Source organism: Mycobacterium sp. 852014-50255_SCH5639931 (genome assembly GCF_001665605.1).
Taxonomy (GTDB): Bacteria; Actinomycetota; Actinomycetes; order Mycobacteriales; family Mycobacteriaceae; genus Mycobacterium; species Mycobacterium paraffinicum.
Genome location: NZ_LZSV01000038.1, coordinates 105,423 through 121,325, shown reverse-complemented (window position 1 = coordinate 121,325; position 15,903 = coordinate 105,423). Strand labels below are relative to the sequence as shown.

15 protein-coding genes and 1 pseudogene are annotated in these 15,903 nt (G+C 69.9%); 9 read left to right on the top strand and 7 right to left on the bottom strand.

What is annotated here, in order from left to right; translation table 11 throughout:
• Positions 1-41: 41 nt before the first annotated feature.
• Together A5758_RS23250 and A5758_RS23245 are read left to right on the top strand one after the other, a co-directional pair.
• On the top strand, positions 42-758 hold the full coding sequence (locus A5758_RS23250) for an NUDIX domain-containing protein (RefSeq protein ID WP_067204037.1): 717 nt from the start codon (positions 42-44) through the stop codon (positions 756-758).
• A 161-nt stretch (positions 759-919) separates the two neighbouring features.
• Entirely contained in the window at positions 920-2,260 is a 1,341-nt protein-coding gene (locus tag A5758_RS23245) for a lipase family protein (RefSeq protein ID WP_067204039.1), read from the top strand.
• Here the strand turns inward: A5758_RS23245 and A5758_RS23240 are convergent.
• Genes A5758_RS23240 through bioB form a run of 3 tightly spaced genes read right to left on the bottom strand, consistent with a single transcriptional unit; the run spans position 2,255 to position 4,193 of the window.
• Entirely contained in the window at positions 2,255-2,920 is a 666-nt protein-coding gene (locus A5758_RS23240; RefSeq protein ID WP_067744981.1) for a DUF2567 domain-containing protein, read from the bottom strand. The genes A5758_RS23245 and A5758_RS23240 overlap by 6 nt on opposite strands.
• The gene (locus A5758_RS23235) at positions 2,917-3,144 is read right to left on the bottom strand and encodes a hypothetical protein (RefSeq protein ID WP_067204043.1); all 228 of its coding nucleotides are present in this window, start codon (positions 3,142-3,144) and stop codon (positions 2,917-2,919) included. Before A5758_RS23235 ends, A5758_RS23240 begins: the two co-directional genes overlap by 4 nt.
• A gap of 14 nt (positions 3,145-3,158) precedes the next feature.
• Entirely contained in the window at positions 3,159-4,193 is a 1,035-nt protein-coding gene (gene bioB / locus A5758_RS23230) for a biotin synthase BioB (protein ID WP_067204045.1), read from the bottom strand.
• 131 nt (positions 4,194-4,324) lie between these two features.
• Here bioB and A5758_RS26115 point away from each other — a divergent pair, with 131 nt between their 5' ends.
• The 4 genes from A5758_RS26115 to A5758_RS23215 all read left to right on the top strand — a co-directional run bounded on the left by A5758_RS26115 (position 4,325) and on the right by A5758_RS23215 (position 8,160).
• The gene (locus tag A5758_RS26115; protein WP_197503764.1) at positions 4,325-4,498 is read left to right on the top strand and encodes a hypothetical protein; all 174 of its coding nucleotides are present in this window, start codon (positions 4,325-4,327) and stop codon (positions 4,496-4,498) included.
• 84 nt (positions 4,499-4,582) lie between these two features.
• Positions 4,583-6,427 carry a hypothetical protein gene (locus tag A5758_RS23225; protein WP_067204047.1) on the top strand — a complete coding sequence of 615 codons (1,845 nt, stop codon included), beginning with the start codon at positions 4,583-4,585 and terminating at the stop codon, positions 6,425-6,427.
• Positions 6,428-6,430: 3 nt separating this feature from the next.
• On the top strand, positions 6,431-6,799 hold the full coding sequence (locus A5758_RS23220; RefSeq protein WP_067204049.1) for a hypothetical protein: 369 nt from the start codon (positions 6,431-6,433) through the stop codon (positions 6,797-6,799).
• A gap of 68 nt (positions 6,800-6,867) precedes the next feature.
• Positions 6,868-8,160 carry a hypothetical protein gene (locus tag A5758_RS23215; protein WP_231987384.1) on the top strand — a complete coding sequence of 431 codons (1,293 nt, stop codon included), beginning with the start codon at positions 6,868-6,870 and terminating at the stop codon, positions 8,158-8,160.
• Here the strand turns inward: A5758_RS23215 and A5758_RS23210 are convergent.
• The 4 genes from A5758_RS23210 to A5758_RS23195 all read right to left on the bottom strand — a co-directional run bounded on the left by A5758_RS23210 (position 8,157) and on the right by A5758_RS23195 (position 11,857).
• Positions 8,157-8,666 carry a 2'-5' RNA ligase family protein gene (locus A5758_RS23210; RefSeq protein ID WP_067744977.1) on the bottom strand — a complete coding sequence of 170 codons (510 nt, stop codon included), beginning with the start codon at positions 8,664-8,666 and terminating at the stop codon, positions 8,157-8,159. The two genes, A5758_RS23215 and A5758_RS23210, sit on opposite strands and share 4 nt — an antisense overlap.
• Positions 8,666-9,346 carry a dethiobiotin synthase gene (bioD, locus tag A5758_RS23205; protein ID WP_067744974.1) on the bottom strand — a complete coding sequence of 227 codons (681 nt, stop codon included), beginning with the start codon at positions 9,344-9,346 and terminating at the stop codon, positions 8,666-8,668. The genes A5758_RS23210 and bioD overlap by 1 nt, the downstream gene beginning before the upstream one ends.
• Positions 9,343-10,491: an 8-amino-7-oxononanoate synthase gene (locus tag A5758_RS23200; RefSeq protein ID WP_067744971.1), complete on the bottom strand. Its 1,149-nt coding sequence runs from the start codon at positions 10,489-10,491 to the stop codon at positions 9,343-9,345. The genes bioD and A5758_RS23200 overlap by 4 nt, the downstream gene beginning before the upstream one ends.
• Before the next feature lie 61 nt (positions 10,492-10,552).
• Complete coding sequence (locus tag A5758_RS23195; protein ID WP_067744968.1) at positions 10,553-11,857, bottom strand: adenosylmethionine--8-amino-7-oxononanoate transaminase; 1,305 nt, start codon at positions 11,855-11,857, stop codon at positions 10,553-10,555.
• A gap of 62 nt (positions 11,858-11,919) precedes the next feature.
• On the opposite strand from A5758_RS23195, the gene A5758_RS23190 reads away from it, so the two are divergent.
• From A5758_RS23190 to A5758_RS23180, 3 genes and pseudogenes are all read left to right on the top strand, one after another.
• Complete coding sequence (locus A5758_RS23190; RefSeq protein ID WP_067744965.1) at positions 11,920-12,372, top strand: hypothetical protein; 453 nt, start codon at positions 11,920-11,922, stop codon at positions 12,370-12,372.
• A 325-nt stretch (positions 12,373-12,697) separates the two neighbouring features.
• Positions 12,698-13,351: pseudogene (gene ripD / locus A5758_RS23185) on the top strand (NlpC/P60 family peptidoglycan-binding protein RipD); the annotation flags it as partial.
• 363 nt (positions 13,352-13,714) lie between these two features.
• A complete protein-coding gene (locus A5758_RS23180; protein ID WP_067744950.1) occupies positions 13,715-15,865 on the top strand; it encodes an acyltransferase family protein in 2,151 nt (716 codons plus the stop codon).
• The last annotated feature ends 38 nt before the right edge of the window (positions 15,866-15,903 follow it).

Genomic DNA, 15,903 nt, shown 5'->3' with positions numbered 1-15,903 from the left:
CTCCTTTCAGCCCAGGAGGTTTTCGACTTATAATCGAAAACATGGTCCATGGTAACACCGCCCACGAAGTGCTCGCGGTCGTATTCCAGGTTCGCCATGTCACCGAGCAGGTTACGAAGGGCCGCCCGACGGAAAAACCGCAGCTTAACGTGCTGTTATGGCAGCGTGCCAAGGATCCGCAGCGCGGCGCCTGGTCGCTGCCCGGCGGGCAGCTGCGCAACGACGAGGACATGACCACCTCGGTGCTGCGACAGCTGGCCGAGAAGGTGGACCTGAAAGAGCTCGCGCACCTGGAACAGCTGGCGGTGTTCTCCGACCCGAACCGGGTGCCGGGCGCCCGGGTGATCGCGTCGACATTCCTGGGATTGGTGCCCTCCCCCGCCACCCCCGAGCTACCGCCGGACACCCGCTGGCATCCGGTGAGCTGCCTGCCGCCGATGGCCTTCGACCACGAGCCGATGGTCACGCACGCGCACACCCGGCTGATCGCCAAGCTGTCCTACACCAACCTCGGGTTCGCCTTGGCCCCAAAGGAATTCGCGCTTTCTACACTCCGCGACATCTACGGCGCCGCGCTCGGCTACCAAGTCGATGCGACGAACCTGCAACGCGTGCTGGTCCGCCGCGGCGTGATCAGCCAGACCGGCACCATCGCGCAGTCGGGCCGCAGCGGCGGGCGGCCGGCGGCCCTGTACCACTTCACCGACTCCCGACTGCGGATCACCGATGAATTCGCCGCGTTACGACCCCCCGGCTAGGCTCGCGGAAAGCGTCTTCGGGTGACGCGATCGCAAATTGGTGCCAGTGGCGCGTCCGGCTCTGCACGCCCCGGCAGGAATTCGCTCACAGTGCGGCGATTACGTTTTGGTTACCTGCCGTTCGTGCGCGACAATGCCGGATGGCCTAGAAGGGAGCCTCAATGGCTGAGCTCGGCAATCTGGCAGGCACGCATGGCGCGGAGTGGATCGCCCGGCCGCCGCACGAGGAACTGCAGCGCAAAGTACGCCCGCTGCTGCCCTCGGACGACCCGTTCTACCAGCCGCCACTGGGCTTCCAGCACGCCGAACCAGGGACGGTGCTGCGTTCGCGCGACGTCGAACTGGCGTTTTTGGGTTTGATCCCGCAGCCGGTCAAGGCCATCCAGCTGCTTTACCGGACGATGGACATGAACGGCGAGCCGGAGGCGGCGGCGACCACCGTGATCGTCCCGGCCGAGCTCGCGCCGGAACGCCCGTGCCCGCTGCTTTCTTACCAGTGCGCGATCGACGCCGTGTCGTCCCGTTGCTTCCCGTCCTACGCGCTGCGGCGCCGGGCGAAGGCCCTCGGGTCGATCGGTCAGTTCGAGTTCTTCCTGATCGCCGCCGCCGTCGCCGAGGGCTGGGCCGTCTCCGTGCCGGACCATGAGGGGCTGCAGGGCCTGTGGGGCGCGCCGTACGAGCCCGGCTATCGCGTCTTGGACGGCATCCGGGCCGCTCTGGGTTCGGAACGCCTCGGGCTTTCCCAGGAGGCGGCGATCGGGCTGTGGGGGTACTCCGGCGGCGGGCTGGCCAGTGCCTGGGCGGCCGAAGTGTGCGCCGACTACGCGCCCGAACTGGACATCGTCGGGGCGGTGCTGGGATCACCGGTCGGGGATCTGGGCAACACCTTCCGCAGGCTCAACGGCGGTTTCCTATCGGGCCTGCCCGCGCTGGTGGTGGCCGCGCTCGCCCACATCTACCCCGAGCTGGACAGGGTGATCAAGGAGCACAGCAACGAGGAGGGGCGCGCCCTGCTCGAGTCGCTCGAGAAGATGACCACCGTGGAGGCGGTCGTCCGGATGGCCGGCAAAAACATGGGCGACTACCTCGACGAGCCGCTGGAGAGCATCCTGTCGACGCCCGAGGTGATGCACGTCTTCGAGAACATCAAGCTGGGCGTGGCCGTGCCGACGCCGCCGGTGTTGATCGTGCAGGCCGTCCACGACTACCTCATCGACGTGAAAGACATCGACGTGCTCGCCGACGCCTATTCGGCCGGCGGCGCCCAGGTGACCTACCACCGGGACGCGTTCAACGAGCACATGCTGCTACACCCGCTGTCGGCGCCGATGACGCTGCGCTGGCTCACGGACCGGTTCGACCGCCGCCCCCTGACCGAGCACCTCATCCGGACCACCTGGCCGACGATGTTCCATCCGATGACCTACGTCGGGATGGCCCGGCTGGCCAAGATCGCCGCCAAGGTCATCTTCGGCCGGAGCATTCACCGCCGTCCGCTATGACACGGCCGCTTCGGCGGCACCCCCTGCTCCCACCGGCAGCGCTTCGGAAGGCTGGTCGCCCGGCGGAAGGGCGCCCAGGTCGTCGCGGGCGTCGGCGGCCGCCAGCACCGCATACACCAGCGCGGCGATAGCGGCGGGCCACAGCAGGGTCAGCGCGACCTGCAGCGGGTTTTGGGCGAAGAACACCGGGGGCGCCTGGACGACGTACGCCACCGACGGGCCTTTGGACAACGGCACCGCGTCGAAGTTCAATGCGCCGTAGCTGATCCGGACCAGCGCGGCCCCGGTAGCCGTCGCGGCCGCAGCAGCGGTCAACAGGGCGGCGGACAGCGCGGCGACCATCCCCGGGCCGCGGTGCTCGCGCCACTGCCACCCCAGCACGGGCGCCACCACCGCCAGCACGGTCAGCAGCCCCAGCATCAGGCACGGCGCGTCGAAGAAGTGCTCAGACTCGGTGCCGAGATAGTCGTGGACCCGTTCACCCGCCCGCGTGAGCGCCACCACGGCGTGGATCGGCGGGGCGATCCACGCCCACAGCCCGCCGGCCAACACACCGGCCGCCGCGGACCCCAGCCCGGCGACGGCGATGGCGCGCACCGGCGGCTTACGCGGGGCGGTCGCGGCCGGCGGCGTGTCCCGACCTTCCATGGGCTCTGTCATCGCTGGGCCTCCAGGTCGACGGAGTCGACCCGACCGTGCCGCGAGCACTGCGCCCGCCAGCCGTCGGGTCGGACCTGCACGATCATCCGGCGTCCGCATTCCGCACAGAACCGGGGCGGCTCGAGGCCCAACTGCGCCGCTGTCGGCACTGCGGTGCCCCCCAATTCCCCGGTGTAGACGTTGTAGACGCCGGCGCTGACCGGAGCGCCCAGATCCCGAACCACAGTCGCCAAGTTTCCTACAGGGTGGCGTTGAGCGCCTTGATAGGCATCTGCAGGTCGTCGAGCAGTTCCAGGTCGGCCTCGGCCGGGCGGCCGAGTGTGGTCAGGTAGTTCCCGACGATCACCGCGTTGATGCCGCCCAGGATGCCCTTCTTGGCGCCCAGGTCACCCAGGGTGATCTCGCGGCCCCCGGCGAATCGCAGCATCGCGCGCGGCAACGCCAGGCGGAAGGCGGCGACCGACTTCAGCGCCTCGGCCACGGGCAGCACCTCCAAGTCACCGAACGGCGTCCCGGGCCGCGGGTTGAGGAAGTTCAACGGCACCTCGTCGGGCCCCAGCTCGGCCAGTTCGGCGGCGAACTCCGCGCGCTGCTCGAGCGTCTCGCCCATGCCCAGGATGCCGCCGCAGCACACCTCCATGCCGGCGTCGCGCACCATCGACAGGGTCTGCCAGCGCTCTTCCCAGGTGTGGGTGGTCACCACGTTGGTGAAGAACGAGCGGGCGGTCTCCAGGTTGTGGTTGTAGCGGTGCACACCCATCGCCGACAGCTGCTCGACCTGCTCGGTGGTCAGCATCCCCAGCGAGCAGGCGATGTTGATCTCGACCTCGTTGCGGATCGCCTCGATGCCGGCCGCGACCTGGGCCATCAACCGCTCGTCGGGCCCACGGACGGCGGCCACGATGCAGAACTCGGTGGCACCCGACTTCGCGGTTTGCTTGGCGGCCTCGACCAGACTGGGAATGTCCAGCCGCGCGCTGCGCACCGGCGAGGCGAACAACCCCGATTGCGAGCAGAAATGACAATCCTCCGGGCAGCCGCCGGTCTTCAGGCTGATGATGCCCTCGACCTCGACCTCGGGCCCGCACCAGCGCATCCGCACCTCGTGGGCCAGCGCCAGCAGGTCGTCGAGCCGGTCGTCGGACAGTTGCAGCACCTGCAGCACCTGCTCGCGACTCAGTCCCTCGCCGCGCTCGAGTACCTGTTCGCGGGCAACCGCCAGGATGTCTGCGTCGTTGGCGCCGGTGGCCGGTCGAGTTGCCGCTTGAGTCACCCGTACTCCCCTGCATCATCGGTGGCCGCGCACGCGGCCCCCCTGCCCACGGTGGTGGCAGCTTGAATAAAAAGTGTTCAAAGTAGGGTAACGGCCGCAGAACATGCCGTCCGCCGGGGTATCTCACCACAATGACCGATCCGCACGTCGCGTATGTGGCTCACCACATGATCCTGCTGGCGATCCCGGCCTTCTTGCCGGCGATCATCGTCGTCGGCGTGATCCTCTACATCGCGCTCAAGGACCGCCGCTCCCCCGGCGACGAGGAGGACTCCGCGCAGGGCACCGACGAAATCGGTGATTGACCGGCCGCCGATTTGGGCATTCCGCTTCCTGCGAGCTGGATCACAGCTCGCCAGGCGGTCGGGCGCTGTTGGGAGGGTTTGACGATGAAATCGGCGGAACTCACTTTCGTTGCCGAGGCACCGGCGCGCGGCGCCGGCCTGAACCAGGTGATCGGGCTGTCGGTCGCGGCGGTAGTGATCGCCGCGGTCATGCTGTGGGTCGGTTATGCCCACCGCACCCATCGGATCGAGTGGTTGACCCGGGTCGCCGACAAGCTGGGCGAGAAGTTCCACCGGCCCAATTGGGTGGCGCTTCCGGTCCTCATCTTCACGACGTTCATCATCTGCGCCCTGTTCGGGTTCATCTGGGACGTCAGCTGGCACATCGGCAACGGGCGCGACCCCGGCCCCTTGGCCAACCCCGCGCACTACTTCATCATCATCGGCCTGTTCGGAATCTTCGTCGCCGGCATGGTCTCGGTCGTGCTGCCGTTCGACAAGCCCGGCCCCGCGTCGGTGCGCATCACGCGCAACTGGCACGCGCCCGTCGGTGGCCTGCTGATGGCGGGCTGCGGGATGTACGCGATGATCGGGTTCCCGCTCGACGACATCTGGCACCGGATCTTTGGGCAAGACGTAACTCTCTGGGGCCCAACGCATTTGATGATGATCGGCGGGGCGTGTTTCTCGCTCTTCTCGGTGCTGATGCTGGAGCGTGAAGGCGAGGCGCACGAAGCCGATGAGGTAACCCACGGCGCCTTCATCACCTTCCTGCGTTACCTGTCCTTCGGCGGGCTGTTCATCGGCCTGTCCGTCTACCAGATCGAGTTCGACTTCGGGGTCCCGCAGTTCCGGCTGGTGTTTCAGCCGATGCTGATCGCCGCGGCGTCCGCGCTGGCGGCCGTCGCTGCCCGCATGACGATGGGACGCGGTGCCGCGATCATCGCGGCGCTGTTCGCCATCGCGCTGCGCGGCGCGGTTGCGGTGGTGGTTGGCCCCATCCTGGGCGCCCCGATCAACTGGTTCCCGCTGTACCTGGGTCCCGCCCTCGTCGTCGAGCTGGTGGCGCTGACCCCGTTGATCAAGCGTCCGGTGGCCTTCGGCGCCGTCTCCGGCCTCGCGGTCGCCACGGTGGGGCTGTGGCTGGAATCGCTGTGGATCGGGGCGGTGTACCACTACCCGTGGCCGACCAGCATGTGGGGCGAGGCGCTGGCGATGTCGGTGCCCGTCGCGGCGCTGACCGGGGTATGCGGCGCGCTATTCGGCGTGGTCCTCACCGGCCAGCGCCTGCCAAGCCGCGGGGTCGGCATCTCGGTGGTGGCGGCGGCGGTGTTGGTGATCGGCGTCGCGGTGGCCAACGGCTTGCACATCCTCGTGCCGGGCCAGAACACCGCCACGGTGACGTTGACGGATCTCCCCAGCCCTGCGGGGCAGCGGATGGTGTCGGCCGACGTGATGATCTCCCCGACGACCATGGTCAGTGACCACCCGGACTGGCTGACGATCCTGTCCTGGCAGGGGCGGATGCAGAACGACCGTGGCCTGATGATCGACAAGCTCGCCAAGGTTGGGCCGGGGCATTATCGGTCCACCCAGCCGGTCCCGGTGTGGGGAGACTGGAAGACGCTGTTGCGGCTGCAGGACGGCCGGACGATGACGGCCGTGCCGATCTACGAGCCGGCCGACGACGCCATCCCGGCGCCCGAGGTCCCCGCGCTCGCGACCAGCACGCGGCCGTTCGTCCTGGAGGTCACCATCCTGCAGCGCGAACGCGATCAGAGCGCGCCAGCCTGGTTGTTCACCGCCGGGGGGATCGTCGTGCTGTTCCTGACGCTGATGGTGATCACCGCCCTGACCTGGGGCGCCGGCCGGATCAATAACTACGACACCCTGCCCAAGCGGCCGGAGGAGGAGAAGCACACCGTGCCCGGCACCCCCCAGGCGGCGTGATCGATGGGAATCCGTAGCGCCCTGACCGCGGCGTGGGTGGCGGCGCTGGCGTGGGGGTTGATCGCTTGCGGCGGTTCACATAACCAGTCGCAGCCCGCCGGCGCGGGCCCGACGATCGATGTCACCATCGCCAAGGGGCAGGTGACTCCCACCAATGCCGCCCTGCAGGCCAAGGTGCACCAGCCGATCACGGTGAAGGTGACCAGTGACGCCGCCGACGAGCTGCACGTGCACTCGACGCCCGACCGCAAGTTCCAGGTGGCGGCCGCGCCCAACCAGACGTTCCAGTTCAGCGCCGACGTGCCCGGCAACGTCGAGGTGGAGTTGCACCACCTGGACCGCACGATTGCGACCGTCCAAGTCCAACCGTGACCGGCGGCGGCGCGACCGTGGTGCTCGCGCACGGGCTCGGCGGATCCGGCGACCTTCCGGTGCCGTACATGTACGCGATGGTCGGCGCGGCGTGGGCCCTGACGTTCACCTTCGCGCTGGTCGCCTTCGCCTGGCGGCGGCCGCGGTTCGATCCGCTCAAGCCCGGCCGCCCACTGCCCGCGGCGGTGACCGCGCTGGTTGACGCCCGGGCGACGCGGTGGACGGCCGCCGGGCTGGCGCTGGTGTTCGCCGCGTGGGCGTTGGCGGCCGGGGTGTGGGGCCCGCAGTCGGAGACCAATGCCCTGCTGGGCGTGTTCTACGTGCTGCTGTGGGTCGGGTTGGTGGCGCTGTCACTGGCGATCGGGCCGGTTTGGCGGGTCATTTCCCCGATGCGGACGGTCTACCTGTTGCTGCGACGGGCCACACCCGAGCGCCTGCATCGACCGCGGCGGTCCTATCCCGAACGCTGGGGCTACCGGCCGGGCGCGCTGGGCCTGTTCGCGTTCGTCTGGATGGAGCTGGCCAGCCCGAACCCGGCGTCGCTGCCCTGGGTGCGCGCGTGGCTGGGTGTGTATGCCGTGGCCATGCTGGTGGGCGCCTGGCTGTATGGCCAGCGCTGGCTGGCCCGCGCCGACCCGTTCGGCGTGTACAGCATGGCGGTGTCTCGCCTGTCCCCGTTTCGCCGCAACCCGGAGAGCGGGAAGATCGTCGTCGGGAACCCGCTCGACCATTTGCCGTCGCTGCCCGTGCGGCCCGGGGTGGTCGTGTTGCTCGCGGTCTTACTCGGGTCCACGGCGTTCGACAGTTTCTCGTCGTCCCCGACGTGGCGCGGCTTTGCCGACGGGCTGTCTCGCGACGTCGGCCTGACGCCGACGCTGGCGTCGTCGCTGCTGCGGACCCTCGGGCTGGTGGTCTTCATTTCTGTTGTAGCGGTAACCTTTTCGCTCGCCGCGCGCGCGACGGGCGGTGTGGACCGAGAGCAGCGGGGTGCCCTGCCCGGCCAGATGGCGCATTCCCTGATCCCGATCGTGGTGGGCTACATCTTCGCGCACTACCTGACCTATCTCGTCGAGCGCGGACAGCAGGCCGTGTTCGCGTTGGCCGACCCGTTCGGCCGCGGCTGGAATTTGCTGGGCTTGGCGCACCAGCAGGTGGCCTACGTGTTGTCCGCCCACCCGCCGGTGCTGGCCGGGATCAAGGTGGCCTGCGTGGTCACCGGCCACATCGTCGCGGTGATCGCGGCCCACGACAAGGCCCTGCGGCTACTGCCGAGCGGCCATCAGCTCACCGGCCAGCTGACCATGATGCTGGTCATGGTCGGCTACACCTTCACCGGCCTGTACCTGCTGTTCGGCGGCTAGCCGATCAGGTAGTCGACCTTCTTCTCGCCGTTCCAGTGCCGCAAACCGGCGAAGCTCCCCTCGACGAGAGTGGGCCGCCCCGCGATCCGCAGCGCCCGGCTCAAAACCGGTCCCCCGACGCGCCGGGCCAGCGTGACGTGCGGCGTCCACTGGCCGGGCAGGCTGGTGGGGGCCGGCGCGGGGACCAGGTGCTCGCCGCACAGCCGGTGCACCTCCGCGTGGAAATCCAGCAGCTCCGCCGTCGGCACGATGAGCCGGGCCAGGATCGCGTTGGACCGCCCGAGCAGCAACGACGCGCCGACGGCGCAGCCCAGCGGCAGCCGGTCGGTCAGCGGCCGGAGCGCGGCGTCGGCCTCCTCGGCGATGCGGTCGGCCACCGCGAGCGTGACGTGCGGCCGCCCGGCCGGCGCCTGGCTGGGAATTCCGGCGCCGGCCAGCGCGTCCCAGAGCCCGCGGATCGTCGACTCGGTGTCGCCGTCGAAGAGCAGCTCGATGGAATGCACCATCAGCGGACCAGCGCGGTGACCCAGTCGCGGTCGAACGCCGCGGCGCTCATGGCCCCGAACTGCGCGGCGTCCATCGATCCGGCCCCCGCCGGCAGCGCGGCCCGCACCGGACCCAGCCGGTCCAGGGCGGACCGGTTCGAGGTCTCCACCGGCCCGGGGCGCGCCGGCCAGCTGCCGATGACCAGCCCGGCGCACGGGACATCATGGGCGGCAAGCGATTCCAGCGTCAGCGCGGTGTGGTTGAGGGTGCCCAGTTCCGCGGTCACCGCGACCAGCGCCGCGGCACCCGTCTCGACGGCCAGATCGCGCAGGGTGACGCCCGCGGCGGCGAGCTCGACGAGCAGCCCACCGGCCCCTTCGACCAGCGTCAGCCGGCCCGGGCGATCCAGGCCGGCGACCAGCCGCAGCACCTGGTCGCCGCTGGGCAGCGCGGCGCCGGCCAGCTCGGCGGCGGCGGCCGGCGCCAGCGGTTGCGGGTAGCGCGCCAGCCCGGCCAACTCGGTCACGCCGGACAGCCGGGCGACCTCGGCCAGGTCGTCGTCGCCGGTGTCGGTGCCGGTCTGGACCGGTTTGCACACCGCCACGTCGATGCCGGCCTGACGCGCGTGACAGGCCAGCGCGGCGGTGACGATGGTCTTGCCGACCCCGGTTCCCGTCCCCGTGACGACCAGGACGGTCAAGGGCGCGTCACAGCAAGCACGTCGGTGAGCACCCGCCGCGCGATCTCGAGTTCGGCCGCATCCAGCGACGCGCGCGCGGTCAGCCGCAACCGGGAGGTCCCAGCCGGCACGGTCGGAGGCCGAAAACAGCCCACCTTCACGCCGGCGTCCAGGCAGGCGGTCGCGGCGGCCAGGGCCACCTCCGGGTCCCCCAGGACCACCGACACCACCGCCGACTGCGGGATCTCGGGCACGTCGCACACCTCGGCCAGGATGCGGGCATGTCGCAACACCGCCTCGGGTCGCCACGGTTCGGCCCGCAGCACGGTCAGCGCGGTCAGCGCGGCGCCCACCGCCGCGGGCGCCAGGCCGGTGTCGAAGATGAACGTGCGCGCCGCGTCGATCAGGTGGGCACGAACGGCCGCGGGCCCGAGCACCACCCCGCCCTGGCTGCCCAGCGCCTTGGACAGCGTCGTGGTCAGCACCACGTCGGGGGCGCCCGCCAGCCCGAGCTCGTACAGCAGCCCGCGCCCTCCCCCGCGCACGCCCAGGCCGTGGGCCTCGTCGACGATCAGCAGCGCGCGGTGCCGGCGACAGACCTCGTGCAGCTCCCGCAGCGGCGCCAGGGCGCCGTCGGCGCTGAACACCGACTCGGTGATGACGACGGCGCGCTCCTCGTCGCGTGCGGCGAGGGCGGTCTCCACGGCATCGACGTCGCGATGCGGTGTGACCACCACCCGGGACCGCGACAGCCGGCAGGCGTCGACCAGGGAGGCGTGCGAAAGCTCGTCGGACACCAGCAGTGCGCCCCGGCCCGACAGGCCGACGACCGCGCCCAGGTTGGCCGCGTATCCCGAGGAGAACAGCAATCCCGATGCGGCGCCGACATATTCGGCGAGCTCGGACTCGAATTGCTGGTGCAGCTCGGTGTCGCCGGTGACCAGGCGGGAACCGGTGGAGCCGGCGCCCCACATGCGCAGCGCCGCGACGCCGCCCTCGATCACGTCTGGGTGCTGGGACAGCCCGAGGTAGTCGTTGGACGCCAGGTCCAGCTCGGTGGCGACGGCGGGCCGCGGCCGCAACGACCGGCGCAGCCCGGCCTCGCGGCGCCGACTTTCCACCGCCTCCAGCCAGGCCAGCGGTGACGTCTCGATCGGTGCCCTCATCGGGGATCAGCCTAGTGGCGATCGCCAGCGCGGCGAAGCCGGGCGCTGCGGGTCGTCGCCGCTAGTCAACGAGGCGCGCGACCTCGACCATCGCCGAGGTGATCTGGGCGATCTCGGCCGGCGGGCAGATGTAGGGCGGCATCGCGTAGACCAGGTTGCGGAACGGGCGCAGCCACACGCCGCGCCCCATGGCCGCCGGGGTGGCGACGGCCAGGTCGACCGGGCGGGCGCACTCGATGACGCCGATCGCCCCGCACACCCGCACGTCGATGACGCCGGGCAGTCCCCGGGCGGGCTCGAGCCCGGCGGCCAGCCCGGCGGCGATCTCGCCGACCCGCGCGCGCCAGTCCTGGTCGAGCAGCAGCTCGACGCTGGCCACCGACACCGCGCAGGCCAGCGGATTGGCCATGAAGGTGGGCCCGTGCATGAGCGCGCCGGCCTCGCCGGCGCTGATGGTGTGCGCGATGTCGGTGCTGCACAGGGTGGCCGCCAGGGTGACGTATCCGCCGGTCAACGCCTTGCCCACGCACATGATGTCGGGACTCACCCCGGCGTGGTCAGCAGCGAACAGCTCGCCGGTGCGGCCGAAGCCGGTGGCGATCTCGTCGAAGATCAGCAGCACGTCATGCCGGAAGCACAGCTCGCGCAGGTCGCGCAGGTAGCGGGGGTCGTGGAAGCGCATCCCGCCCGCGCCCTGCACCACCGGTTCGACGATGACGGCCGCCAGTTCGCCGGCGTGCCGGGCGAGTTGCTGCTCGAACGCCGCGCTGTAGCCGGGGTCGTAGTCGCGCGGCACCTGCGGGGCGAACACCTGGCGGGCCAGGATGTCGGTCCACAGCGAGTGCATGCCGCCGTCGGGGTCGCAGACGCTCATCGGCGTGAAGGTGTCCCCGTGGTAGCCGCCCCGCCACGTCATCAGCCGGTGCTTGCCGGGCCGGCCGCGGCCGCGCCAGTACTGCAGCGCCATCTTGACCGCTACCTCGACCGACACCGAGCCCGAGTCGCTGAAGAAAACGGTGTCCAACCCCGCCGGGGTGATGTCCACCAGCAGCTGCGCCAGCCGGGCGGCCGGTTCGTGGGTGAGCCCGCCGAACATGACATGGTTCATCACGCCCAGCTGCCTGGTCAGCGCCGCATCCAGCACCGGATGGCCGTGCCCGTGGATCGCGGTCCACCAGGAGCTCATCGCGTCGAGCGCTTGGATCGGCCGGCCGTCACGGATCAAGGTCAGCCAGGCGCCGCGCGCCGCGACGGCCACCACCGGCGCGACGGCCTCGCCACCGATGGTGCTGTACGGGTGCCATAGATGCGCGGCGTCGATCGCGCTGATCTGCTCGGGCGTCAGCCCGGCCCTCGCCGCAGGCATAGTGATCGAGGGTAAAGCAGCCGAGTCGCACAAAGCCCACCCATCGGGGAGCATGGGATCCGATGGCTACGCCGCAATCGCCCGGTCACCCCGCCGCGGGCGCGTCTCCGACCGCGAAAACCAATTCCCCGCTGGTCGATTACGACGACGAAGCGCCGCGGGTCATTCGCGTGCGGCTGGCCCCATGGGACGTCGTTTCCACCGTCGTGCTGTTGGCGGTGCTCGTCATCCTGGCCACCGCGACGACGTGGCCGGACCGCCTCTTCGGCTTCCTCGAGCACGTGTGCGCCGACGAGACATGCGGGCCGGTGCCCTTCGGGATCGACTACTACATCCGCCCGGTGGTGTGGGGCGGTATCGGCGCGGCGATCGCCGCCGCTGTTGTCGGCCCCCTCGTTTCCATGCTGAAGGGCTGGTACATGTCCTTCTGGCCGGTTCTGGCCCTCACGCTGGTGATGGTCAGCTCGGTCGTCGGCTCCCTGCTGACCACCTTCAGCGAACGCTATTGGCTCTAGGCGCGCCGCCGCCGCGGTCGGTCCTCCGCGCGCCCGACTGAGACCGAAATCACAACTGCGCATACGGGATTCGCGCCGCCCAGTCACCGTCCGGTCACGGTACGACAAAAAATGCCGCCGGGGCCTGGCGGCTAACCCCTTCTGTTGTCAGAGTGGTTGCAGTGACTGATGTGAATACAGGGGTGTCGTGCGCCCGCTGTCACATCCGCAAGTGTCATGCGGCGGCGCGGCCCCAACGTGGGGGTCCTCGCCCAGGGCATGGATCGGCGGCGGACGCGTGAAGTCACCGCGCTGAGGCCACTGAGCGCCTGAGAGGCCAAGAACAATGAAACGCATCTACGCCATCGCGATCGGTCTGGCGATGCTTGCGGCCCCGGTGGTCGCCCCCGTGGTCGCATCCGCCGACCCGGGCACCCGGCCGATGGACTACCAGCAGGTCACCGACGTGGTGATCGCGCGCGGGCTGTCGCAGCGCGGCGTGCCGTTTTCCTGGGCCGGCGGCGGCATCAACGGACCCACCCGCGGCACCGGTTCGGGCATCAACACCGTCGGGTTCGACGCCTCGGGCCTGATGCAATACGCCTACGCCGGCGCGGGCATCAAGCTGCCGCGATCGTCCGGGGCGATGTACAGGGTCGGTCAGAAGGTTCTGCCGCAGCAGGCGCAGAAGGGTGACCTGATCTTCTACGGGCCCGAAGGCACACAGAGCGTCGCGATGTACCTGGGGAACAACCAGATGCTCGAGGTGGGCGACGTCGTCCAGGTTTCGCCGGTGCGCGCCAACGGCATGGCTCCCTATCTGGTCCGGGTCCTCGGGGTCCAGCCGGCGCCGGCCCAGCAACTGCCGCAGCAGGTGCCGACGCAGGCGCCGGCGCAGCAAGCGCCGCTGCAGCAGCCCCCTGTGCAGCAACTGCCCGCGCAGCAAGCCCCGCTGCAATCCCCCTTGCAGCAAGCGCCGCTGCAGCAACTGCCCGCCCAGCAGCAGGCCCCGCTGCCGCAGGCTCCGGCCCAGCCGGCGCCGGTGCAGCCGGCGCCGGTGCAGCCGGCGCCGGTGCAGCAAGCGCCGTTGCAGCAGCAGTCCGCGCAGGCCCCGGTTCAGCAAGCGCCGCTGCAGCGACTCCCGGCGCAGCCGGCGCCGCTGGCCCCGCTCCCGCAGCTGCCGACGCAGCAAGTGCCGCCGCAACAGGCCCCGGTGCAGCTGTTGCCGCCCCAGCAATCGCCGTTCCTGCCCCCGGCCGCCGGCCCCGCCCGGTAATTTCCCGGGGCTTCCGGGACTATCGACCGCCGCCACCTGCTCCTAAACGGGAGCGGGTGGCGGTTTTCGGTAAATTAGCGGTCGATCATGTCGACCCTGTCCCCGCCTCCCCTTCCGATCGCGACCGAGGAAACGGTCGCCACGGGAACGCGTAATGCGGGGTTCTACCGCTACGACCTCGACGGGTTGCGGGGTATCGCGATCGCGCTGGTCGCCGTGTTCCATGTCTGGTTCGGCCGCGTCTCCGGCGGTGTCGACGTGTTCCTGGCGCTGTCCGGATTCTTCTTCGGCGGCAAAATCATTCGCGCGGCACTCAATCCGGCCGTCACCCTGTCGCCGGTCGCCGAGGTGATCCGGCTCGTCCGCCGCCTGGTCCCCGCTCTGGTCGTGGTGCTGGCCGGGTGCGCGGTGCTGACCATCCTCGTGCAACCGGAGACCCGCTGGGAGACCTTCGCCGACCAAAGCCTCGCCAGCCTCGGCTATTACCAGAACTGGGAGCTGGCCAACACCGCCTCCGACTACCTGCGCGCGGGCGAAGCCGTCAGCCCCCTGCAGCACATCTGGTCCATGTCGGTGCAGGGCCAGTTCTACGTCGGCTTCCTGCTGTTGATCGCCGGCTGTGCATACTTCTTCCGGCGTCCGTTGGGCGCCCACCTGCGCACCCTTTTCCTGGTGTTGCTGACGGCGCTGACGGTGGCGTCGTTCTTGTACGCGATCGTGGCGCATCAGGACGACCAGGCCGCCGCCTACTACAACAGCTTCGGGCGCGCATGGGAGTTGTTACTCGGGGCGCTGGTCGGCGCGGTGGTGCCGGCCATCCGCTGGCCGATGTGGCTGCGGACGGTGTTGGCCACCGTCGCGCTGGCGGCGATCGTGTCCTGCGGCGCCCTGATCGACGGCGTGAAGGAGTTTCCCGGCCCGTGGGCCCTGGTGCCCGTCGGGGCCACCATGCTGATGATCCTGGCCGGGGCGAACCTGCAGCGTGATCTGAGGGACCGGCTGCCGCTGGCGAATCGCCTGCTGGCGGCCGGGCCGCTCGTCGCGTTGGGCGCGATGGCGTACTCCCTGTACCTGTGGCACTGGCCGCTGCTGATCTTCTGGCTGTCCTTCACCGGGCACCGGCACGCCAGTTTCGTCGAAGGCACGGCCGTGCTGCTGGTGTCGGGCCTGCTCGCCTACCTGACCACCCGGCTCGTCGAGGACCCGCTGCGCTACCGCGCCTCCGGGAAATTACCGGCGCCCGCACCCGCGTGGCTGGCGCGCCTGCCCAGGCCCACGATGGCGCTGGGAACCGCGATCGTGCTGCTCGGCGTGACGCTGACGGCGACGTCGTTCACATGGCGCCAGCACGTCACCGTCCTGCGCGCCGCGGGCAAGGAGCTCAGCGTGCTCAACCCGCAGGACTATCCGGGGGCGCGCGCCCTGACCGAACGGGTGCGGGTGCCGGCGTTGCCGATGCGGCCCAGCGTGCTGGAGGTCAAAGAAGACCTGCCGTCCTCCACCCGCGACGGTTGCATCAGCGACTTCGTCAACCCGGCCGTGGTCGTTTGCACCTACGGCGACGTGGCCGCCGACCGCACCATCGCGCTGGCGGGTGGGTCCCATGCCGAACACTGGCTGCCCGCGCTGAGCCTGCTCGGCCAGCTGCACCACTTCAAGGTGGTGACCTACCTCAAGATGGGCTGCCCGTTGTCCACCGAGGAAGTGCCGCTGATCATGGGCAACAACGCCGCCTACCCGCAGTGCCGGGAGTGGGTGGAACAGACGATGACCAAGGTCATTGCCGACCATCCCGACTACGTGTTCACCACGACCACCCGGCCGTGGAACATCAAGCCCGGCGACGTGATGCCGGCGACCTACATCGGGATCTGGCAGAGGTTCTCCGACAACAACATTCCGATCCTCGGCATGCGGGACACCCCGTGGCTGGTGAAGAACGGCCAGCCGTTCGACCCGGCGGATTGCCTCGCCAAAAAGGGCGGCAACCCCCAGTCATGCGCGATCAAGCGTTCCGACGTGTTGTCCGACCACAATCAGACCCTCGACTTCGTCGCCCAGTTCCCGCTGCTGAAGGTGCTCGACATGTCCGACGCGATCTGCCGTGCCGACGTGTGCCGCCCGGTCGAGGGAAACGTGCTGATCTACCACGGCGCCCACCACCTCACCCCCACTTACGTGCGAACCATGGCAGGGGAATTGGGCCGCCAGATCGCGGCCAACACCGGTTGGTGGTGACGCGCCCCCACGCCCCCGAGCGCGGATAAGGTCAGAAG